This is a genomic window from Granulosicoccus sp. 3-233, assembly GCF_052681095.1.
Genome location: NZ_JBQYLE010000001.1, coordinates 645,524 through 662,852, shown reverse-complemented (window position 1 = coordinate 662,852; position 17,329 = coordinate 645,524). Strand labels below are relative to the sequence as shown.

The following is a 17,329-nucleotide window of genomic DNA, read 5'->3' as shown; positions in this document are numbered from 1 at the left end:
GCTGAGGCGAACAACTTGACCCGAGAACGCATGAAACGGCCCGCGCCGCAGGGTCGGACCTTCAGCTCGACAGCCAGGAGTCAGGGTTCAGGGCGCGATTGCCGGCGAAATCTGCCTACAGGAGGTGGCCGATGAAGACGAGACACACTGGCCATTGACCATCAACACAGGCTACAGCAAGCGCTTTTCTCGCCAGCGGGCGATGTCCTCGTTGCCGGCCCTCAACCAGCTGCGCAGCACCTCATCGGTGTGCTGACCCAGTTCCGGTCCGGCCCAGCGGGAACTGGCCGGCGTTCGTTCCAGCCTGGGATGCACGGCCGGCATCAGACGCGACTCGCCATTGACCGCCAGGCTCTCGAACATGTCTCTGGCCTGGAAATGAGGATCCTGCACCATGTCGGCGATGGAATTGACCGGGCCGGCTGGTACATCAGCCGCATCCAGAATTTCCAGTGCCTCAACGGATGAGACGGTGGCACTCCAGGCGGACAGCAGTGCGTCGATCTCTGCTTCGTTCGCCACCCGTCCCCGGTTGTCGGCCAATCGGGCATCCTCGGCCAGCTCGGCCTGACCGATGGCAACCATCAGACGCTTGAAGATGGAATCGCCGTTGCCACCGATCACGATGTAACGACCATCACTGCACTGATAGGTATTGGTAGGCACGATGCCCGTCACCGTGGACCCGGACGGTTCGCGAACCACGCCGGCACCATCGTATTCGGGCAGAACCCCTTCGAGCATGTTGAACACCGACTCGACGATGGAGACATCGACGGTCTGACCTCCCTGGCCAAGTCTTTGCCGGGCGATGAGTGCCAGCAGAGCACCCACCGTGGCATGCATGCCAGCCAGCGTATCGCCCAGTGACAGATTCATGCGTACCGCCTTCTCATCCGGATAGCCGTTGACGTAGCGCAGCCCGCCTGCTGCTTCACAGGCAGAGGCGAAACCGGGTTTGCGGGCGTAGGGTCCACTCTGACCATAGCCCGACACGCGTGTGTAGATGAGTTCGGGATGCAGCTTCTTCATCGCGTCCGGACCCAGCCCCCAGGCCTCCATGCGGCCGGGACGGAAGTTCTCGATCAGGATATCGGCCTGCATCATCAGCTGACGCGCGATATCGGCTCCCTGCTCCTGCGACAGGTCCAGCGTCAGCGATTTCTTGTTACGCGCCAGACTGCGCCACCAATAGGAGGTGCCCTGTTCATCCAGCACGCGCCAGGTGCGCAGCGGATCCCCCCTGCCCGGCGGCTCGATCTTCACGACCTCGGCGCCGAAGGCTGCCAGCATCTGTCCGGCGAAGGGGCCGGCGATCAATTGCCCCATCTCCAGTACACGAATGCCCGACAAAGGCAGGGAGTTGTCTTCGTTCATCGTTGCAAGCTTCGAGCGGATTCGTCGCTACCTTGCAATATTTCAGGCGGCTCTTCAAGCCTGCGACAACGAGCTCTGGTAGGCACGCCAGCCACCAAAGTGGCTTATCTCGACAGCTTCCTGACCGCCAGCTGTCGCCTCGGCGATGAATCCGCAGACTTGCCGACCATCGCAGAGAGTGACCTGGCCAAGCCCCAGAGGCGCGGCGATGCCTCTGAGAAAACTGCCCAGCTCGCTGACCGGCAGACGCCAGACTTCCACATCGATGGCAACACCCGCCTCATCCACCCGCAGCAGCGCCGGTCGTTTCAGCGATGGCTCGTTCAGATCGAATAGCCGGTAGTCTGCGCTGGTTCGGGTGCACTCGAGCAATTCCGCCCCACGCTCCCGCAACTGCCAGTTCAATGGCATGCCGTCCAGATGCGCCCCGCAGACTACCAGTTCCATGCAGTCCGTTCTCCGGACCTCGTTCACCGCGAGTGACGGCAGTGTCTGGCTGCCGGATGCCAGTGGCAGAGAGAACTGCTGCTGGAGGCGATTGGCTATCGACAGCAAACGGCGATCGCTGAATGCAGGCGCTCCGAGCGTGATGCCGAACGGCAACCCCTTGTCGGTAAAGGCTGTGGGAACGGCAATGGCCGCCATGTCCAGCAGATTCATGAAGTTCATGTAATAGCCCAGCTCGCTGTTGCACCGAATGGGTTCCTGCAACATCTCTTCAATGGAGAACAGGCGGCCGGCAGTCGGAGTCAGCAAGGCATCGATGTGCGTCAGCTGCACAGCGCAACGGCGTCTGAGATCTTCCAGCCGGTACTGCGCCTGGAACAGTTCGGCAGCACTGGGCTTGCCTCCCGGGGCGATGATGTCGCGCACCACCGGAAACACGGCCTCCGGCTGTTCCTCGATCAAAGGCAAAGTGGCCACATAACGCTCGGCAACCCAGGGCCCTTCGTACAACAGACGAGCCACTTCGTCGAACGGCGCGTAGTCGATCTCACGTAGTTGCACCCCGTGTTCCTGCAGCGCGCCCAGAGTCTGCTGATAGGCTTGCTCGTAGTCCTCATCGCCGAAGAACCGGAGCTGGGCCTCGGGAATCACGCCCAGTGTCAAGGGAGCGCTGAAAGTGCCATAGGTCTGCGCTCGGTTGTCATGAGGGTTCGAGCGACTGTAACCATCGCTCCCATCCTGCCCCTCGGCAGCAGCCAGCACGGCATTGGCATCATCGGCATGCAGGGCGAAGATGCTGACACAATCCAGGCTGCGACAGGCCGGTACCACACCCGTTGCCGAGAGCAGCCCCCGCGTGGGCTTCACACCAATCAGATTGTTGAAGGCTGCCGGTATCCGCCCCGAACCTGCGGTATCGGTTCCCAGACTGAAGCTGGCCAGCCCCAGGGCAACCGATACCGCAGAACCGGCACTGCTACCGCCACTGACCAGGGACTTGTCGAAGCTGTTGCGGCAAGGCCCCCACGGCGAGCGAGTGCCATTCAGGCCGGTGGCGAACTGATCCAGATTGGCCTTGCCCAATGGCAGGGCACCGGCATCGATCAGGCGTTGCACGACAAAGGCAGATTCATCGGGCGTATAGGCAAAGGCCTCGCAGGCTGCCGTCGTGGGAACCCCTGCCAGATCGATATTGTCCTTGATGACGAAGGGAACTCCCCACAGGGGCGTCTGCGCGGGATCCTGCTCATCCAGCGCTGCCAGCCAGGGTTGCAATTCATCGGCGCTGAGCAGGTGAATGAAGATGTTGTGATCGCTCAGCGCTTCCGCCTGCTGCCGCAACTCTGCCATCAGCTCAGCGGGAGTGGTGCCAGTGGCATAGCGCTTCTGAACGCCGGCGATTGTCAGATCCGTGATTGTCTTCATGAGTGTTCCAGTACGATCAGAGGTTGGCCAGCGCTGACACGCTGACCGGTTTCGAGAAGCACGCTGTGCACCTGCAGATCCTGCGGTGCCGGTACGGTGATTTCCATCTTCATGGATTCGAGCACCAGCAGGGTCTGGCCCTGCTTGACGGACTCTCCCGGTGCAACGCAGCATTGCCACAAGCTGCCCGATACCGGGCTCTCCATCACAAGGCTGTCAGCTGGCCAGTCGACCACGACTTCCGGGATTTCCGGCTCTTCCACCTTGACATTGAACTGTCCGGTGGCGCGCCAGTTCGCCAGCTCTTCGGCAAAAGCGGCCTGACGGGTCTGCTGAAAGTCGTCGATCCGTGCCTGCTGACCCTCCACCAGCTCCCTGAAATCGGCCAGGGAAAATTCGGTCTGTTCGATCTTCAACGGGTATCGCCCCTGTGGGAAGTCTCGACGGATCTCCATCAGCTCATCGTGACTGACTTCGTGGAACCGTATCTGATCGAAGAAGCGCAGCAACCAGGGTTTATCGAATTCCGGTGTCTGTCGATAGCGATTCCACATCTGCAGGGTTCTGCCAATGAACTGATAGCCGCCCGGCCCTTCCATGCCATAGACACACAGATAGGAGCCGCCAATGCCGACCGAGTTCTCCGCCGTCCAGGTTCGTGCAGGGTTGTATTTGGTGGTCACCAGTCGATGTGCCGGGTTCACGGGTGTGGCAACCGGTGCCCCCAGATAGACATCACCCAGCCCCATCACCAGATAGGACGCATCGAACACGATCCGCTTGACATCGTCAATCGATTCCAGACCATTGATGCGACGGATGAATTCCAGATTGCTCGGTGCCCAGGGCGCATTCTTGCGCACCGACTGGTCGTATTTCACGACTGCCTCCCGACAGGCTTCATCGTCCCAGGACAGCGGCAGATGCACGATGCGTGACGGCACGACGGCGGAGTCCACATGCTGATCCAGGTAGTCTTCGGCCCCCTGCAGGTGATCCAGCAGAACCGACAGGGCCAACTGCTGGGCGTCATAATGCAGTTGCAGTGAACGGATGCCCGGAGTCACTTCTATGATGCCCGTCAGCGGGTTCTGTTCCAGCCACTGCATCAACGCATGAACACGGAAGCGCGAGACCAGATCCAGAGTGGGCGCACCGTATTCGACCAGCAGGAAGCGGTCACCGGCCAGCCGATAGCAGGCCTCCACACCGTTGGTGCCGGCCTTGCGCTGTTTCACGATGGCCGATTGCCGTCGGCAACTGGCCGCATCCGGCCACGGTGAATCATCACCGGGGGGCGACATCCGGAGGTTGGCAACGGTGAGCTGCTGCAGGCGGTCCGCCTCTACTGCCTCGGCCACGCTCACCGGTCTGAAGCGTACCCGGTTTCCCGCTCGCAACTGACCGATTTTCCACAGATCGGCCGTGATGATGGTGGCGGGGCAGACAAAGCCGCCCAGCGAAGGGCCATCGGGGCCGAGAATGACAGGCATGTCACCGGTGAAATCCAGACTGCCGAAGGCATAGGCATTGTCATGAATGTTCGACGGGTGCAGCCCTGCCTCACCGCCATCACTGCGCGCCCATTCGGGACTCGGTCCGATCAGCCTCACCCCGGTTCGGCTGGAGTTGTAATGCACCTCCCAGGCGTGCTCGAACAGGGTATCGATATCGCACTCGGTGAAGAAATCCGGCGCACCATGCGGGCCATACACCACCCGCAGTTCCCAGTCGTCTGTCAATGCGGGCAGCAGTTCGGCAGGCAGGCGGGTCTGGCTGGCGCCCGCAGCGGACGACAGGCGGGATGCCTCGGCTTTCAAACGCAACACGTCGCCGGTCTTCAGTGCCGCACCATTATGTCCACCGAACTGACCCAGAGTGAAGGTGGAGCGCGATCCCAGGTACTCCGGGCAATCGATGCCTCCGGCCACACACAGATAGCTGCGTGCACCGACACCATTGATCTGCCCGACATCCAGAACCTGTCCCGGACGGATGGACACCACCTGCCAGGGGCTCAGGGCCTCACCATCGAGGGTGGCATCGACAGGGGCCCCTGCCAGTACGATGCGCGTGTGGGCGGTGAACTCCAGTGCCGGCCCCTGAACCGTGATCTCCAGACCGGCAGCCTCCGCTTCGTTGCCCAGCAGGCGATTGGCCAGTTGAAAGGAGAGTGTGTCAAACGGGCCGGATGGCGGAATACCCACCGGCCAGTAACCGACGCGACCCGGCACATCCTGGATGGTGGTCAGTGTGCCACCGCGCAGTACATCGATCCGGTGAGGCTGGTACACATGCTCATCGAGAAACCGGGTCGTCACCCGACCACTCTGCACCACGGGTTCCTCGACCAGAGAGCGCAGATAATCCACATTCGTCTGTGTACCGTACAGCTCCACTGCCTGCAAGGCCGTGGAGAGTGTCTGCAAGGCCTGTTCGCGCGTTGGCGCATGCACCATCATCTTGGCCAGCATGGGATCGAACTCGGACGGAATGGTGATGCCGGATTCGATCCAGGTGTCCACCCGCAAGCCCTCCATCTGCGGAAACTCCACGCGCGACATCAGCCCGGCGCAAGGCTGGAACTGTCGATAGGGGTCCTCGGCGTAGAGACGCACCTGCACGGCATGTCCACCCGGACTCAGACGAGCGCGCAACTCGCTCAGGGCGGGCAATGTGCCACCAGCCTGACCGACCATCCATTCCACCAGGTCGACTCCATACACCAGCTCAGTCACGCCGTGCTCGACCTGCAGTCGGGTATTGACTTCCAGAAAATGGAATTCCTGCGTATCCGCATCCAGAATGAATTCCACGGTGGCCGCATTGCGATACTGCACACTGGCCAGCAAAGCCTCGGCGGTGCGGTGCAGGCGCTGGCGCAAGGCCTCATCCAGGTGCGGTGCGGGACATTCCTCCACCACCTTCTGATTACGCCGTTGCGCGGAACAGTCGCGTTCTCCCAGCGACACCACCTCGCCCTTGCCATCGCCGAACATCTGCACTTCCACGTGCCGAGCATTGAGGATCGCCTTCTCCAGAAACACCCCACCATTGGCAAAATGGTTTTCTCCCTGCTGCTGCACCGCCGCGAAACCTTCACGCAGCACCTGTTCATCCGCACACAGACGCATGCCGATTCCACCGCCACCGGCGGTACTCTTCAGCATGACGGGGTAGCCGATACGACAGGCTTCGGTCAGCGCCTCTTCGACGCTTTCCAGCAACCCGCTGCCGGGGGGTAGCGGTACACCTGCCGCCGTTGCCAGCTCCCGCGCCACATGCTTCTGGCCGAACAGGCCTATCTGCTCGGCCGTAGGCCCGATGAACACCAGCGATTCGCTCTCGCAGCGTTGCACGAAATCGGCATTTTCACTCAGAAAGCCATAGCCCGGATGAATGGCTGCCGCACCACTGCGCTGGGCAATGGCAATCAGCTTATCGACATTCAGATAGGTATCCGAGGCGCGCCCGTCACCCAGCGAGTAGGCTTCGGTTGCCAGACGCACATGCAGGCTGTCCCGATCGCTATCGGCGTAAACCGCCACGGATTCGATGCCCAGCCGTTCCAGCGTCCGTATGATGCGAGTGGCAATTGCCCCACGGTTGGCAATCAGAACCTTATTGAAGGGTTTCATGAGGTTCATTGATTCCATGTCAGCAGTTCGATGGGTGTCGGGTCATAGCCGTTACAGGGATTGTTCAACTGCGGACAGTTGGATATCAGCACGATCACATCCATGCGAGCCGTCATTTCCACGTACTTGCCGGGTGCGGAAATACCGTCGGCGAAGGTGAGCTCGCCCTGCTCGGTCACCGGCACATTCATGAAGAAATTGATGTTGTGGGCGATATCGCGCTTGGAAATCCCGTATTCGGGGTGTTCGGCCAACGCCAGCATCCAGCTGTCGCGGCAGGCGTGCATACAGCGCTTCTCCAGGTCGTAACGCACGGTATTGCTCTCGGTGGAACAGGCACCACCCAGGGTATCGTGCCGACCACAGGTATCGGCCACGATACTGAGCATCACTCGATTCTCGCTGGAGATCAGATCGGAACCGGCACTGAGGTACAGATTGCGCTGCGCTCGCATGGTATTGACGGCACTGTAATGCTCACCGGGGTCCTCGGCCGAATAGAACAGCGTATCGGCGGCCTGGTTACCTTTCAGGTCAACGATGCGTAATGTCTGTCCGTCCTCGAGCCGGGCCAGATAGTAGTCTCCGGCATCGACCACCTGTCGGTCGATTGCCTGTGATTGTTCTCGGAAACTCTGCTTGATCATGATCCTTTCCTGACACTTGAAATGACTGATGAAAACCACTGAACCCGGCGGCAATCGAGGTGGAATCGATACCTGCGGCAGCGCTGCAACCCTGTTCAGGCAAACGCTCGGACGCCCTGGTGATACAACTCGTTGTTGCGGAAACCGCGGCGGTTCTCATCACAATTGTTGAGACATTCATCATCCTCACTCACCGGCTCCCCCACGGACAGGCTCAAGGCCACCTCTCCTGCGGGATAGTGTTCACTCAGCGACAGCGGGTGGGGACAGGTATGCAGTAGAACAAGCGCATCCATGTCGAAACGCAGTGCCAGGGTCGATCCAGGCGCACTGTGCCCGTCTACCAGGCTGATGCCACCATCTGCCTGTACCGCACACTTGCTGAACCAGTTGACATTGGCAGGCAGATCGCGCCCTTCCAGACCGTATTTGGACAGCTCCACCAGGAAGGCATCGTGTCCATTCTGGTGCCAGTCATTGCGATCATTCTGATAATCGCGCCGGCCGAAGCGCTCGTCGATGAACCCTCTGTCGGAATTTCCGCAGACGGTATCGTGACCGCCCACCGAGTCCTCGATGAGGGAGGCGAGTACACGCCCCATGTCGCTGTACAGGCAGTTTCCCTGCCGTAGATGAAAGGTGTGCTGGCATTTCAGGGTGTCCGGAGCGTTGTATCGCTCCAGCGTATCCTGCGCGTTGTACATCACCATGCCGACATTGGCCCCACCCTGCAGGTCTGTCAGGCGCAAGACAATGCCGCGACGCACCCTGAGAGACCAGTGCTTGCCAGCGCTCAGGCGGGTCTGATAGTTGAAGTCATTGGCTGCAGCGTTCATCGCTCATTCGCCTCCCTTTCTGTTCAATTGGTAGCCAGCATGCTGGCCAGTGAGTCAGGTTCGTTTCTGACCGGACGTTCGCCGACCGGCAGGTCATACGTGATCGTGGCCCCGTAGGCACCCGGCGCCTGCGGATCAATCCGGGGTTTGTCGAATACCCACAGACGGGTGCCCAGATGAAACCCTTCCTTGAGGTCGTGGGTCACCATGAATATGGTCAGTTGATGCTCTCGCCACAGCTCCAGCACGAGCTCATGCATGTCGGCCCGGATTCCGGGGTCCAGAGCGCCGAAGGGCTCATCGAGCAGCAGGATGCGTGGTCTGGCCATCAGCGCCTGGGCAATGGCCAGTCGCTGACGCATGCCACCGGAGAGTTCATGCGGATAGCGACGCAGGAAATCCTGCAAGCCGACTCTTTCCAGCAGCGCCGTCGAGGCCTGCAAGGCATCCCGTTTACGCTGACCATGAAGCAAACCGCTCACGTTTCGTTGTTGCAAGCCCGACACGGCCATCACATTGCCGAGGACCGTCATGTGAGGGAACACCGAGTACTGCTGAAAGACGATGCCTCGATCCGGACCAGGTTCATCCGGTATGGGTCTGCCATCCAGCTCCAGGCTGCCCCTGTCGATCGATTCGATGCCCAGCAGCAGTTTGAGAAAGGTCGTCTTGCCGCAGCCCGAAGCGCCGACCAGAGTCACAAACTCGCCCGCCTCCACCGTGACATTGATACGTTCCAGTACGGTCTGTTCGCCGTAGTTCTTCCACAGATTGCGTGCAGATATCATTCGGCAGACTCCCAGGGAAACAGACGACTACCCAGTTTGCGCAACAACAGATCGAACAGAAACGCCAGTATCGTGATCCAGGCCACGTAGGGCAGAATGACCTCCATGGACAGATAACGACGCACCAGAAATATCCGGTAGCCCAGACCATCCGTCGAGGCAATGGCCTCTGCCGCAATCAGGAACAGCCAGCCGGTTCCCAGTGACAGTCGCACCGAATTGATCAGCTTGGGCAACAACTGCGGCAACAACACGCGCGAGATGATCTGGGCCGTATTGGCCCCCAGGGTCTGCGCCTTGATCAGCTGTTCTACCGGAATCTCGCGTGCACGACGCTGAATGTCGCGTGCGATGAACGGGGTGATTCCGATGGTGATCAGCGAGATCTTCGACACTTCTCCCAGACCCAGGACGATGAACAGCACGGGCAGCAACGCAAGACAGGGAATCAGAGACACCACGGTCAGCAAGGGTGACAGAGCTGCATTGACCAGCGGCAAGGCCCCGGTGGCGATTCCGATGACAAGTCCCGCCACCGCCGCAATCCCGACACCAATGGATAATCGCCGCAGACTGCTCAGCGTATCTGTCCAGAACACGTAATCGCCACTACGCTTGCTGGGCTCGAAAGCCATGCGACTCATGGCCTCCTGCATGCTGGTGAACGACGGCAACAACTTGTCGGACGGATTCTCTGCCAGCCTTGCGTCCGATGCCGCCACATAGATCACGACGATCAGCACGAAAGGCAACAGGCCCAGCAACCACTTCACCGCGGGTGATGGACTGAGATTGATCAGTTTTTTCATGACTACCGGCCTGTTACCCTGGAGTGAGACAGCGAAAGAAGGCGCTCTCAGAGCTCGCCGTCAGCGGCTTTCTGCATGTAGCTCGGATCAAAGCGCAGTGTGGTATTGGCCTCGTTACCGACATTGCCCGCCGGCATCTGCATGCCGATGAACCCCGCATCCGGGGCACCTTCACCCAGCAAACCGTGGTCGAAGGAGAACTCTGCGACGTACTGCATCGTCTGGGGCAAGGCCTCACTGGCCGTGAATTCCACCGCTGCCTCTGGTGTGAAGAACATCCGGGTGCTCGCCAGCTGCGCGTCATAGCCGGCAAGGTCGGTACCGGACGCCTCGGCCATGAACTGCCGGGCTTCGAGCGCGGCATCATCATCTCCACTCATGATCGACATGATTTCATACCAGGCCCCGGTCAGCGCCAGGCCCAGCTCGGGGTGCTCGTTCAGAGTCTGTGTGTTGACCACCAGCAGATCGATGATTTCTCCGGGAATGCCCGATGAATCGAAGACCACCTGGCTCTCGGGCATGGCGGCAATCTCACTGAGCAGTGGATTCCAGGTCACAACCGAACTCACGTCATCACTGCCGTAAATACCCACCATATCGGCATCCGAGGTATTGACCACGGTGACATCCGCCTCACTCATGCCAACCGAGCCCAGTGCCCTGGCCAGCAGATAGTGCGAAACGCTCAGTTCCACGAGATTGACCCGCTGTCCGCGGATCGCCTCCAGTGAGTCCTCCCCCTTCAGCACGACACCATCGTTGCCATTGGAAAAGTCCCCCACGATCAGAGCCGTGCTGTCCACGCCGCCAGCGGCCGGTATGGTCAGGGCATCCATATTGGTCATGGTGCAGGCATCGAACTGCCCGGCTGTGTACTGATTGATGGATTCGATGTAGTCGTTGATCTGCACGACATCGATCTCGATGTCGTATTTATCCGCCCACTTGTCCACAATGCCTGTCTCGGCACCGTAGGCCCAGGGCATCCAGCCCACGTAGATGGACCAGCAGAGACTGAATTTATCGGCGGCCTGGGCAGGTGCTGACAGAGCAGCAAGCAGCAACAGCGTTGTCGTTCGTTTCATGATCGGACCTCGTTTGCTCGTATTGATTACACGGACTCCCCTCGGACTTGCGTCAGAGTTGGTCTCCCGGGCTTTTATCCCGCCGTGTAACCTCGCGCTGCAAAGAATCGAGGTCGAGTGCTCTCGGACCAGACACCGCAAATGCGGTCGGAACCCTAGCGCTCTATTGATCAGATTGACTTGCTTACTGCCACAAGAACTGAGGGGTGCTTGTAACGGTAATATCGCAATACCGATGCCAGAATCAGAACTTCAACAAGATCAGATACTTGAAACAGTGACACCGATGAAACTGCAGACAGGACGCGCCATTTCGGTGCCTTGATTGCAGCGACTGACCATTCATGGTGCAAAATCAGGCGCGGTGACCTATTCCACTGTTGGCAGATCCTGTCCACCCACCGGGACCGTTTCAACCCGATGTCCGAATGCACTGATCAGGTGTTTGCCCTCGGCAATGGCCTTCTGCACCGCTGAGGAATCGAGGGATCGCTCATGCGCCGCACGGCTTTCCCAGACTTCGGTTATCCACACGGTATCCTCATCGAAATTGTCACGCGCCACGATGTAGCTCAGGCAACCCGGAAGGTCGCGACTGCCCTTGAGCAGGATCCTGACAAGGGCATCCCGACCACCGCTCACCGCGATGATCTTGCCGATTATTCCGTGCATTCGAATGCCCCTGATCTTGTTGGTATGAAAGGCCTCTTCATGATAGACCAGCGGATCACAACCGTGCCGCAACACGTGTTCCCTGGTCGATGGCTCGTTTGGCATCCAGTTCGGCTGCCACGTCGGCTCCGCCGATCAGCTGCACATTCTTCCCCATGGCCTGCAATGGTTCTTGCAACTCCCGCAAGGGCTCTTGTCCGGCACAGATGATGATGTGATCCACATCGAGTACCCTGGGCTTTCCATCGACATTCAGATGCAAGCCGGCATCATCGATCTTCACGTAGTCACAGCCGTTCACCATCTCCACCTCCCGCATGGCCAGCGATCGACGATGAATCCAGCCGGTGGACTTGCCCAGATCCTTGCCGACCTTGCTTGACTTTCTCTGCAGCAGGAAAATCTGTCGAAGCGGCGCATGGACAGGATTGAAGTTCACCACACCACCGGCGGACTCGAAACTGCTGTCGATTCCCCACTCCGACATGAACGTCTCCGGATCGAGGCTGGCATCGCTGTCCGCGTGCAACAGATACTCGGCCACGTCGAAACCGATACCACCGGCACCGATGATCGCAACACGGGCCCCCACGGGGACACCATTGCGCAGGACATCCACGTAGGACAGAACCTTGCGATGGTCGATACCCTCGATGGCCGGAGTACGCGGGGTCACACCGCTGGCCAGCAGGATGTCGTCGAACGCCTGCAATTCCGTCGGGTCCTCCACCCGGTGATTCAGGCGAAGCTCGACGCCGGTCAGCTCGATCTGCCTGCCGAAGTAGCGCAGTGTTTCGTTGAATTCATCCTTGCCGGGCACTTGCCTGGCCATGTTGAACTGGCCACCGATCTCGCTGGCACTGTCGATCAGTGTCACCGAATGTCCCCTGCGAGCCGCAGTGGTGGCTGCCGCAAGCCCTGCCGGACCGGCACCGACAATGCAGATGGAGCGCGGACTGGCGGCTGGCTCGATCAGCAATTCGGTTTCATGGCAGGCCCGTGGGTTGACCAGACAACTGGCCCGTTTCTTCTGGAAGACATGATCAAGACAAGCCTGGTTACAGGCGATGCAGACATTGATCTCGTCCTGCCTGCCCTGCATGGCCTTCAGCGGAAATTCGGCATCGGCCAGAAAAGGTCGCGCCATGGACACCATGTCCGCATCGCCTCTGGCCACGATCTCATCGGCAACCTTCACCGTATTGATGCGGTTGGTTGCCACCAGCGGAATATCGACTTCCGGTTTCAGCTTGGCTGTTACCGAGGCGAAGGCGGCTCGAGGCACCATGGCTGCAATGGTCGGGATGCGCGCTTCATGCCAACCGATGCCGGTGGTGATCAGAGTGGCCCCGGCGGCTTCAACGGCCTTTGCCTGTTTCACGATGCTTGGCCAGTCACTGCCATTTTCCACCAGTTCCAGCATCGACAGGCGATAGATGACAATGAAATCCGGACCGACGGCCTCACGTACTCGGCTCACGATGGCTTCGGCCAGTCGCAGACGCCGCTCGACATCGCCTCCCCATTCGTCCGTTCGGGTATTGACTCTGGGCGACAGAAACTGGTTGATCAGATACCCTTCCGAGCCCATGATCTCGACCCCGTCATAGCCGGCATCCCGCGCCAGCGCAGCACTGCGGGCAAATCCCCTGATCTGCGACTCGATGCCGCGACTGGAGAGCGCCCTGGGCTTGAACGGGGAAATCGGTGACTGCTTGTCGGTTGATGAGACAATCAGCGGGTGGTAGCCGTAGCGCCCGGCATGCAGGATCTGCATGCAGATCCGGCCCCCTTCCTGATGCACCGCAGACGTCACGTGCCTGTGCCGGCTCACTTGCCAGCGATGACCCAGAGTACCGCTGAACGGTGCCAGCCAGCCGCGCAGGTTCGGCGCAATGCCACCGGTGACCATCAGCCCCGCACCACCGGCTGCCCGTTCTGCAAAATAGGCCGCCAGCTTCGGATAATCCCGTGCCTTGTCCTCAAGACCCGTATGCATCGAGCCCATGAGTATCCGGTTGGACAAGGTCGTGAAACCCAGATCCAAAGGCTCGAACAACGAAGGGTAAGCAGTATTCATACAGGTCAGAGTCGCGTTTTTTCGGCAAATGTCGCCAGCCACTGGAGACTAGCGGCCAGACATGCCAGACAATTGAAGACAGGGCGTGGGTCAGATTCTGCCATGTTGGCGCAGACGAATCTGCGTCAGTGTCTCGACCAACATGGCAGTCAGCAAGCCGAACACCAGCAGCCCATTGGCCGCTGCCAGACCACCGAGCAAGCGCCACTCGACAGGCAGCAGGATATCGCCGAACCCCAGCGTGGTGAAGGCAACCAGTGCAAAATAGACGGACGTTTCGAACTCATTGAAGATATGCAGCAGCCATAGGGCCACCGCCCAGATCCAGACCGACGCCGTCATCATGACGATGGTCCAGAGCATCGTCAGCGACAAGGCCAGAATGAGCTTGATGCCGTGCGAGGGGCGTACCAGCCAGCTGTGACTGCGAGCCAGCACCACTTCAAGCCCCCACCACGATAGTGCTGCGACAAACGCCGTGGCGCAGATCAGGGCACTGCCCAACAGCAACTGAACCAGCATCCGCGAATCTTCCTCTCGATGGCGTCAGCTGGTCAGCGTACCTCAGCAGGCGCTCATTGTTTTGCCGCCAACTGCCTGAGCACGTAATGCAGAATGCCACCATTGCGAAGATAGTCCCATTCCACGTCCGTATCCACCCTGACGATCGCCTCGAATTCCCTTGTCTCGCCATCACCGGTGCTGGCACTGACCGTCACCCTGTCTGGCTGCTCGTCCAGCGATGAGATAGTGAAGCCTTCCTCACCACTCAGCTCCAGAGGTCCGACCCCTTCTCCCGGAAGAAACTGCAAGGGCAGCACACCAAAGCCCACCAGATTGGACCGATGTATGCGCTCATAGCCTTCTGCGATGACCGCCCTGACGCCGAGCAGGCTCACCCCCTTGGCCGCCCAGTCCCGACTGGACCCCGTACCGTATTCCTTGCCGGCCAGTACCACCAGGGGCACCTCTTCCTGCTGATACTGCATTGCCGCATCGAAGATGCTGACCGTCTCGGTCTCCGGAAAGTGCCGCGTGTATCCGCCTTCGACACCGGGCACCAGCAGATTTCTCAAGCGCACATTGGCAAAGGTGCCACGCATCATCACTTCATGGTTGCCACGTCTGGATCCATAACTGTTGAAGTCTCCGGGCTTGATGCCCAGCGAATCGAGGTATTGCCCGGCCGCGCTGTCAGCACCAATGGCACCTGCTGGCGAGATGTGATCAGTGGTCACCGAATCCCCGACCATGACCAGACAGCGCGCTGCTTCGATGGGCTGCAGCGGGGGGACGTCCGCTGTCATGTCCGTGAAGAACGGCGGTTGCTTGATGTAACTGGATTCGGGCCAGGTATAGGTCTTGTCGTCCGGTGTATCCAGACGATGCCAGTCATCAGTGCCGTCGAAAACGTCCGAATAGCGCTGACGGAAAAGCTCCGAACTGATGTGCTGGGCAACCAGGTCGGCAATTTCCTGCGGAGAAGGCCAGATGTCCTTCAGATAGACCGCGTTGCCGTCTGCATCGGAACCCAGCGGATCGTTGTCGAAATCATGCAACATGGAGCCTGCCAGAGCATACGCCACCACCAGTGGCGGCGAGGCCAGATAATTGGTTCTGACCTGTTGATGTATGCGCCCTTCGAAATTGCGATTGCCCGACAATACCGATGAGACGACCAGCTTGCGTTGCTTGATGGCATCACTGATCTCGTCATCCAGCGGGCCGGAATTGCCGATACAGGTGGTGCACCCGAATCCCACGACATTGAACCCCAGAGCCTGCAGAGGCTGCATGAGATCTGCCGCCTCCAGATAGCCGGTGACGACCTGCGAACCGGGGGCCAGTGAGGTCTTGACCCAGGGTTGACGGGTCAGCCCCTTCTCGCTGGCCCGCTTCGCCAGCAGTCCGGCAGCCATCATGACGTAGGGATTGGAGGTATTGGTGCAGGAGGTGATGGCCGCGATGACGATATCACCATGCTGCAACTCGTGCCCCTTCTCCGCTGTTTCCGATTGCGGACCGACCTCGTCGGCCACGACTGCCTTGTCGTGACCAATGGCGCTGTCACCACCCTCCTTCACGAACTCCTCCTCGGTGGAAGGTTCCTCTGCGGAGCTCTGCTCGCCAGCCGGCCGATTGTCCTCCAGATACCCATCCAGATAGTCCCGGAATGCACTGACGGAGTCGCGCAAGGCGATCCTGTCCTGCGGCCTTTTCGGTCCGGCAATACTCGGTACTACCTCGTCCAGATTCAGTGTCAGGGACTCGGTGTATTCGGCCGACGCCGCGCCATCCTCACGCCACAAACCCTGCATGCGCGCGTAGCTTTCCACCCGCTCGAGTACCTGCGCATCCCGGCCGGACAATTCCAGGTACTTGAGGGTTTCCGCATCCACGGGGAAGATACCGCAGGTAGCGCCGTATTCCGGTGCCATATTGCCGATGGTGGCACGGTCCGCCAACGGCAGGCCTGACAGTCCGTCACCGTGGAACTCGACGAACTTGCCAACCACCCCGTGCTCTCGCAGCATCTGCGTGACCTTCAGCACCAGGTCGGTGGCCGTGGCACCGGCGGGCAGACTGCCGATGAGCTGTACACCCACGACGTCGGGTATCAACATGGACATCGGCTGACCCAGCATGGCCGCCTCTGCCTCGATACCGCCGACACCCCAGCCCAGCACACCCAGGCCATTGATCATCGTTGTGTGCGAATCGGTACCCACCAGCGTATCCGGATATATCCAAGTCTCACCGTCTATCTGCTTCGTACTGACCACATCGGCCAGATACTCCAGATTCACCTGATGCACGATACCGGTACCCGGCGGCACCACGCGAAAGTTCTCGAAGGCCTGCTGCCCCCAGCGCAGGAATTGATAGCGTTCGCGATTGCGCTGAAATTCCAGTTTGGTATTCAGGTCCAGCGCCTGCTGCGTTCCGAACTTGTCCACCATGACCGAATGGTCGATGACCAGATCGACTCGCTCAAGCGGATTGATGGTTTCGGGGTCCCCTCCCAGCTGCCTGATGGCATCACGCATGGCGGCCAGATCAACAATCGCCGGTACTCCCGTGAAGTCCTGCAGAATGACGCGAGCCGGGGTGAACGCGATCTGTTCTTCGGACGGCGACTGACTGTCATGCCTGAGCAGCGCTTCGATCTGCGCTGAGGTGACCGTACCCCCATTTTCATTACGGAGCAGGTTCTCCAGCATGATCTTCAGCGAATAGGGCAAGCGGCTGACTCTGTATTCATCCTCCAGCACATCCAGCCGGTGACACTGAAAACTCGCAGATTCGCTGTCCAGCGTCGACCGAGTACCAAAACTGTTCATGATCATTTCCCCGTGTGGAAAGTTCCAGGACGGCGTCCTCTGCCAGTCTGACCAGGCGAACGCCCCGAGTTTCAATCCTCGATACTACTCCATGAACCGCGTCAGCCCGAATGCGAGGCGGGATCTACACGATGTGGTGACGCCCGTTACTGCTGGTATCCACTGATATCACGTCAGCCTC

At 59.7% G+C, this 17,329-nt stretch carries 12 protein-coding genes and 1 riboswitch; all 12 genes read right to left on the bottom strand.

Annotated elements, in window-relative coordinates:
- Positions 1-171: 171 nt before the first annotated feature.
- The gene (locus ACUNV4_RS02900) at positions 172-1,377 is read right to left on the bottom strand and encodes a CaiB/BaiF CoA transferase family protein (RefSeq protein WP_430876988.1); all 1,206 of its coding nucleotides are present in this window, start codon (positions 1,375-1,377) and stop codon (positions 172-174) included.
- A 54-nt stretch (positions 1,378-1,431) separates the two neighbouring features.
- Positions 1,432-3,249, bottom strand: a complete 1,818-nt coding sequence (atzF, locus tag ACUNV4_RS02895) for an allophanate hydrolase (protein ID WP_430876987.1) — start codon at positions 3,247-3,249, stop codon at positions 1,432-1,434.
- Positions 3,246-6,887 (bottom strand): urea carboxylase, encoded by a 3,642-nt coding sequence (gene uca / locus ACUNV4_RS02890; RefSeq protein WP_430876986.1) that lies wholly within the window; start codon positions 6,885-6,887, stop codon positions 3,246-3,248. The genes atzF and uca overlap by 4 nt, the downstream gene beginning before the upstream one ends.
- Positions 6,888-6,892: 5 nt before the next feature.
- Positions 6,893-7,534 carry an urea amidolyase associated protein UAAP2 gene (locus tag ACUNV4_RS02885; RefSeq protein WP_430876985.1) on the bottom strand — a complete coding sequence of 214 codons (642 nt, stop codon included), beginning with the start codon at positions 7,532-7,534 and terminating at the stop codon, positions 6,893-6,895.
- Positions 7,535-7,629: 95 nt separating this feature from the next.
- Positions 7,630-8,370: an urea amidolyase associated protein UAAP1 gene (locus ACUNV4_RS02880; protein WP_430876984.1), complete on the bottom strand. Its 741-nt coding sequence runs from the start codon at positions 8,368-8,370 to the stop codon at positions 7,630-7,632.
- 23 nt (positions 8,371-8,393) lie between these two features.
- Entirely contained in the window at positions 8,394-9,158 is a 765-nt protein-coding gene (locus ACUNV4_RS02875; protein ID WP_430876983.1) for an ABC transporter ATP-binding protein, read from the bottom strand.
- The gene (locus ACUNV4_RS02870; protein WP_430876982.1) at positions 9,155-9,967 is read right to left on the bottom strand and encodes an ABC transporter permease; all 813 of its coding nucleotides are present in this window, start codon (positions 9,965-9,967) and stop codon (positions 9,155-9,157) included. Before ACUNV4_RS02870 ends, ACUNV4_RS02875 begins: the two co-directional genes overlap by 4 nt.
- Before the next feature lie 47 nt (positions 9,968-10,014).
- The gene (locus ACUNV4_RS02865) at positions 10,015-11,055 is read right to left on the bottom strand and encodes a putative urea ABC transporter substrate-binding protein (RefSeq protein WP_430876981.1); all 1,041 of its coding nucleotides are present in this window, start codon (positions 11,053-11,055) and stop codon (positions 10,015-10,017) included.
- A 61-nt stretch (positions 11,056-11,116) separates the two neighbouring features.
- Positions 11,117-11,225, bottom strand: a riboswitch (guanidine-I (ykkC/yxkD leader).
- Positions 11,226-11,424: 199 nt separating this feature from the next.
- Complete coding sequence (locus tag ACUNV4_RS02860; protein ID WP_430876980.1) at positions 11,425-11,727, bottom strand: putative quinol monooxygenase; 303 nt, start codon at positions 11,725-11,727, stop codon at positions 11,425-11,427.
- A 55-nt stretch (positions 11,728-11,782) separates the two neighbouring features.
- Positions 11,783-13,807 (bottom strand): oxidoreductase, encoded by a 2,025-nt coding sequence (locus ACUNV4_RS02855; protein ID WP_430876979.1) that lies wholly within the window; start codon positions 13,805-13,807, stop codon positions 11,783-11,785.
- A gap of 90 nt (positions 13,808-13,897) precedes the next feature.
- Positions 13,898-14,329, bottom strand: coding sequence for an ion channel (locus ACUNV4_RS02850; RefSeq protein WP_430876978.1), 432 nt, complete (start codon positions 14,327-14,329; stop codon positions 13,898-13,900).
- A gap of 53 nt (positions 14,330-14,382) precedes the next feature.
- Positions 14,383-17,148 (bottom strand): aconitate hydratase AcnA, encoded by a 2,766-nt coding sequence (acnA, locus tag ACUNV4_RS02845; protein WP_430876977.1) that lies wholly within the window; start codon positions 17,146-17,148, stop codon positions 14,383-14,385.
- Between the last annotated feature and the right edge of the window lie 181 nt (positions 17,149-17,329).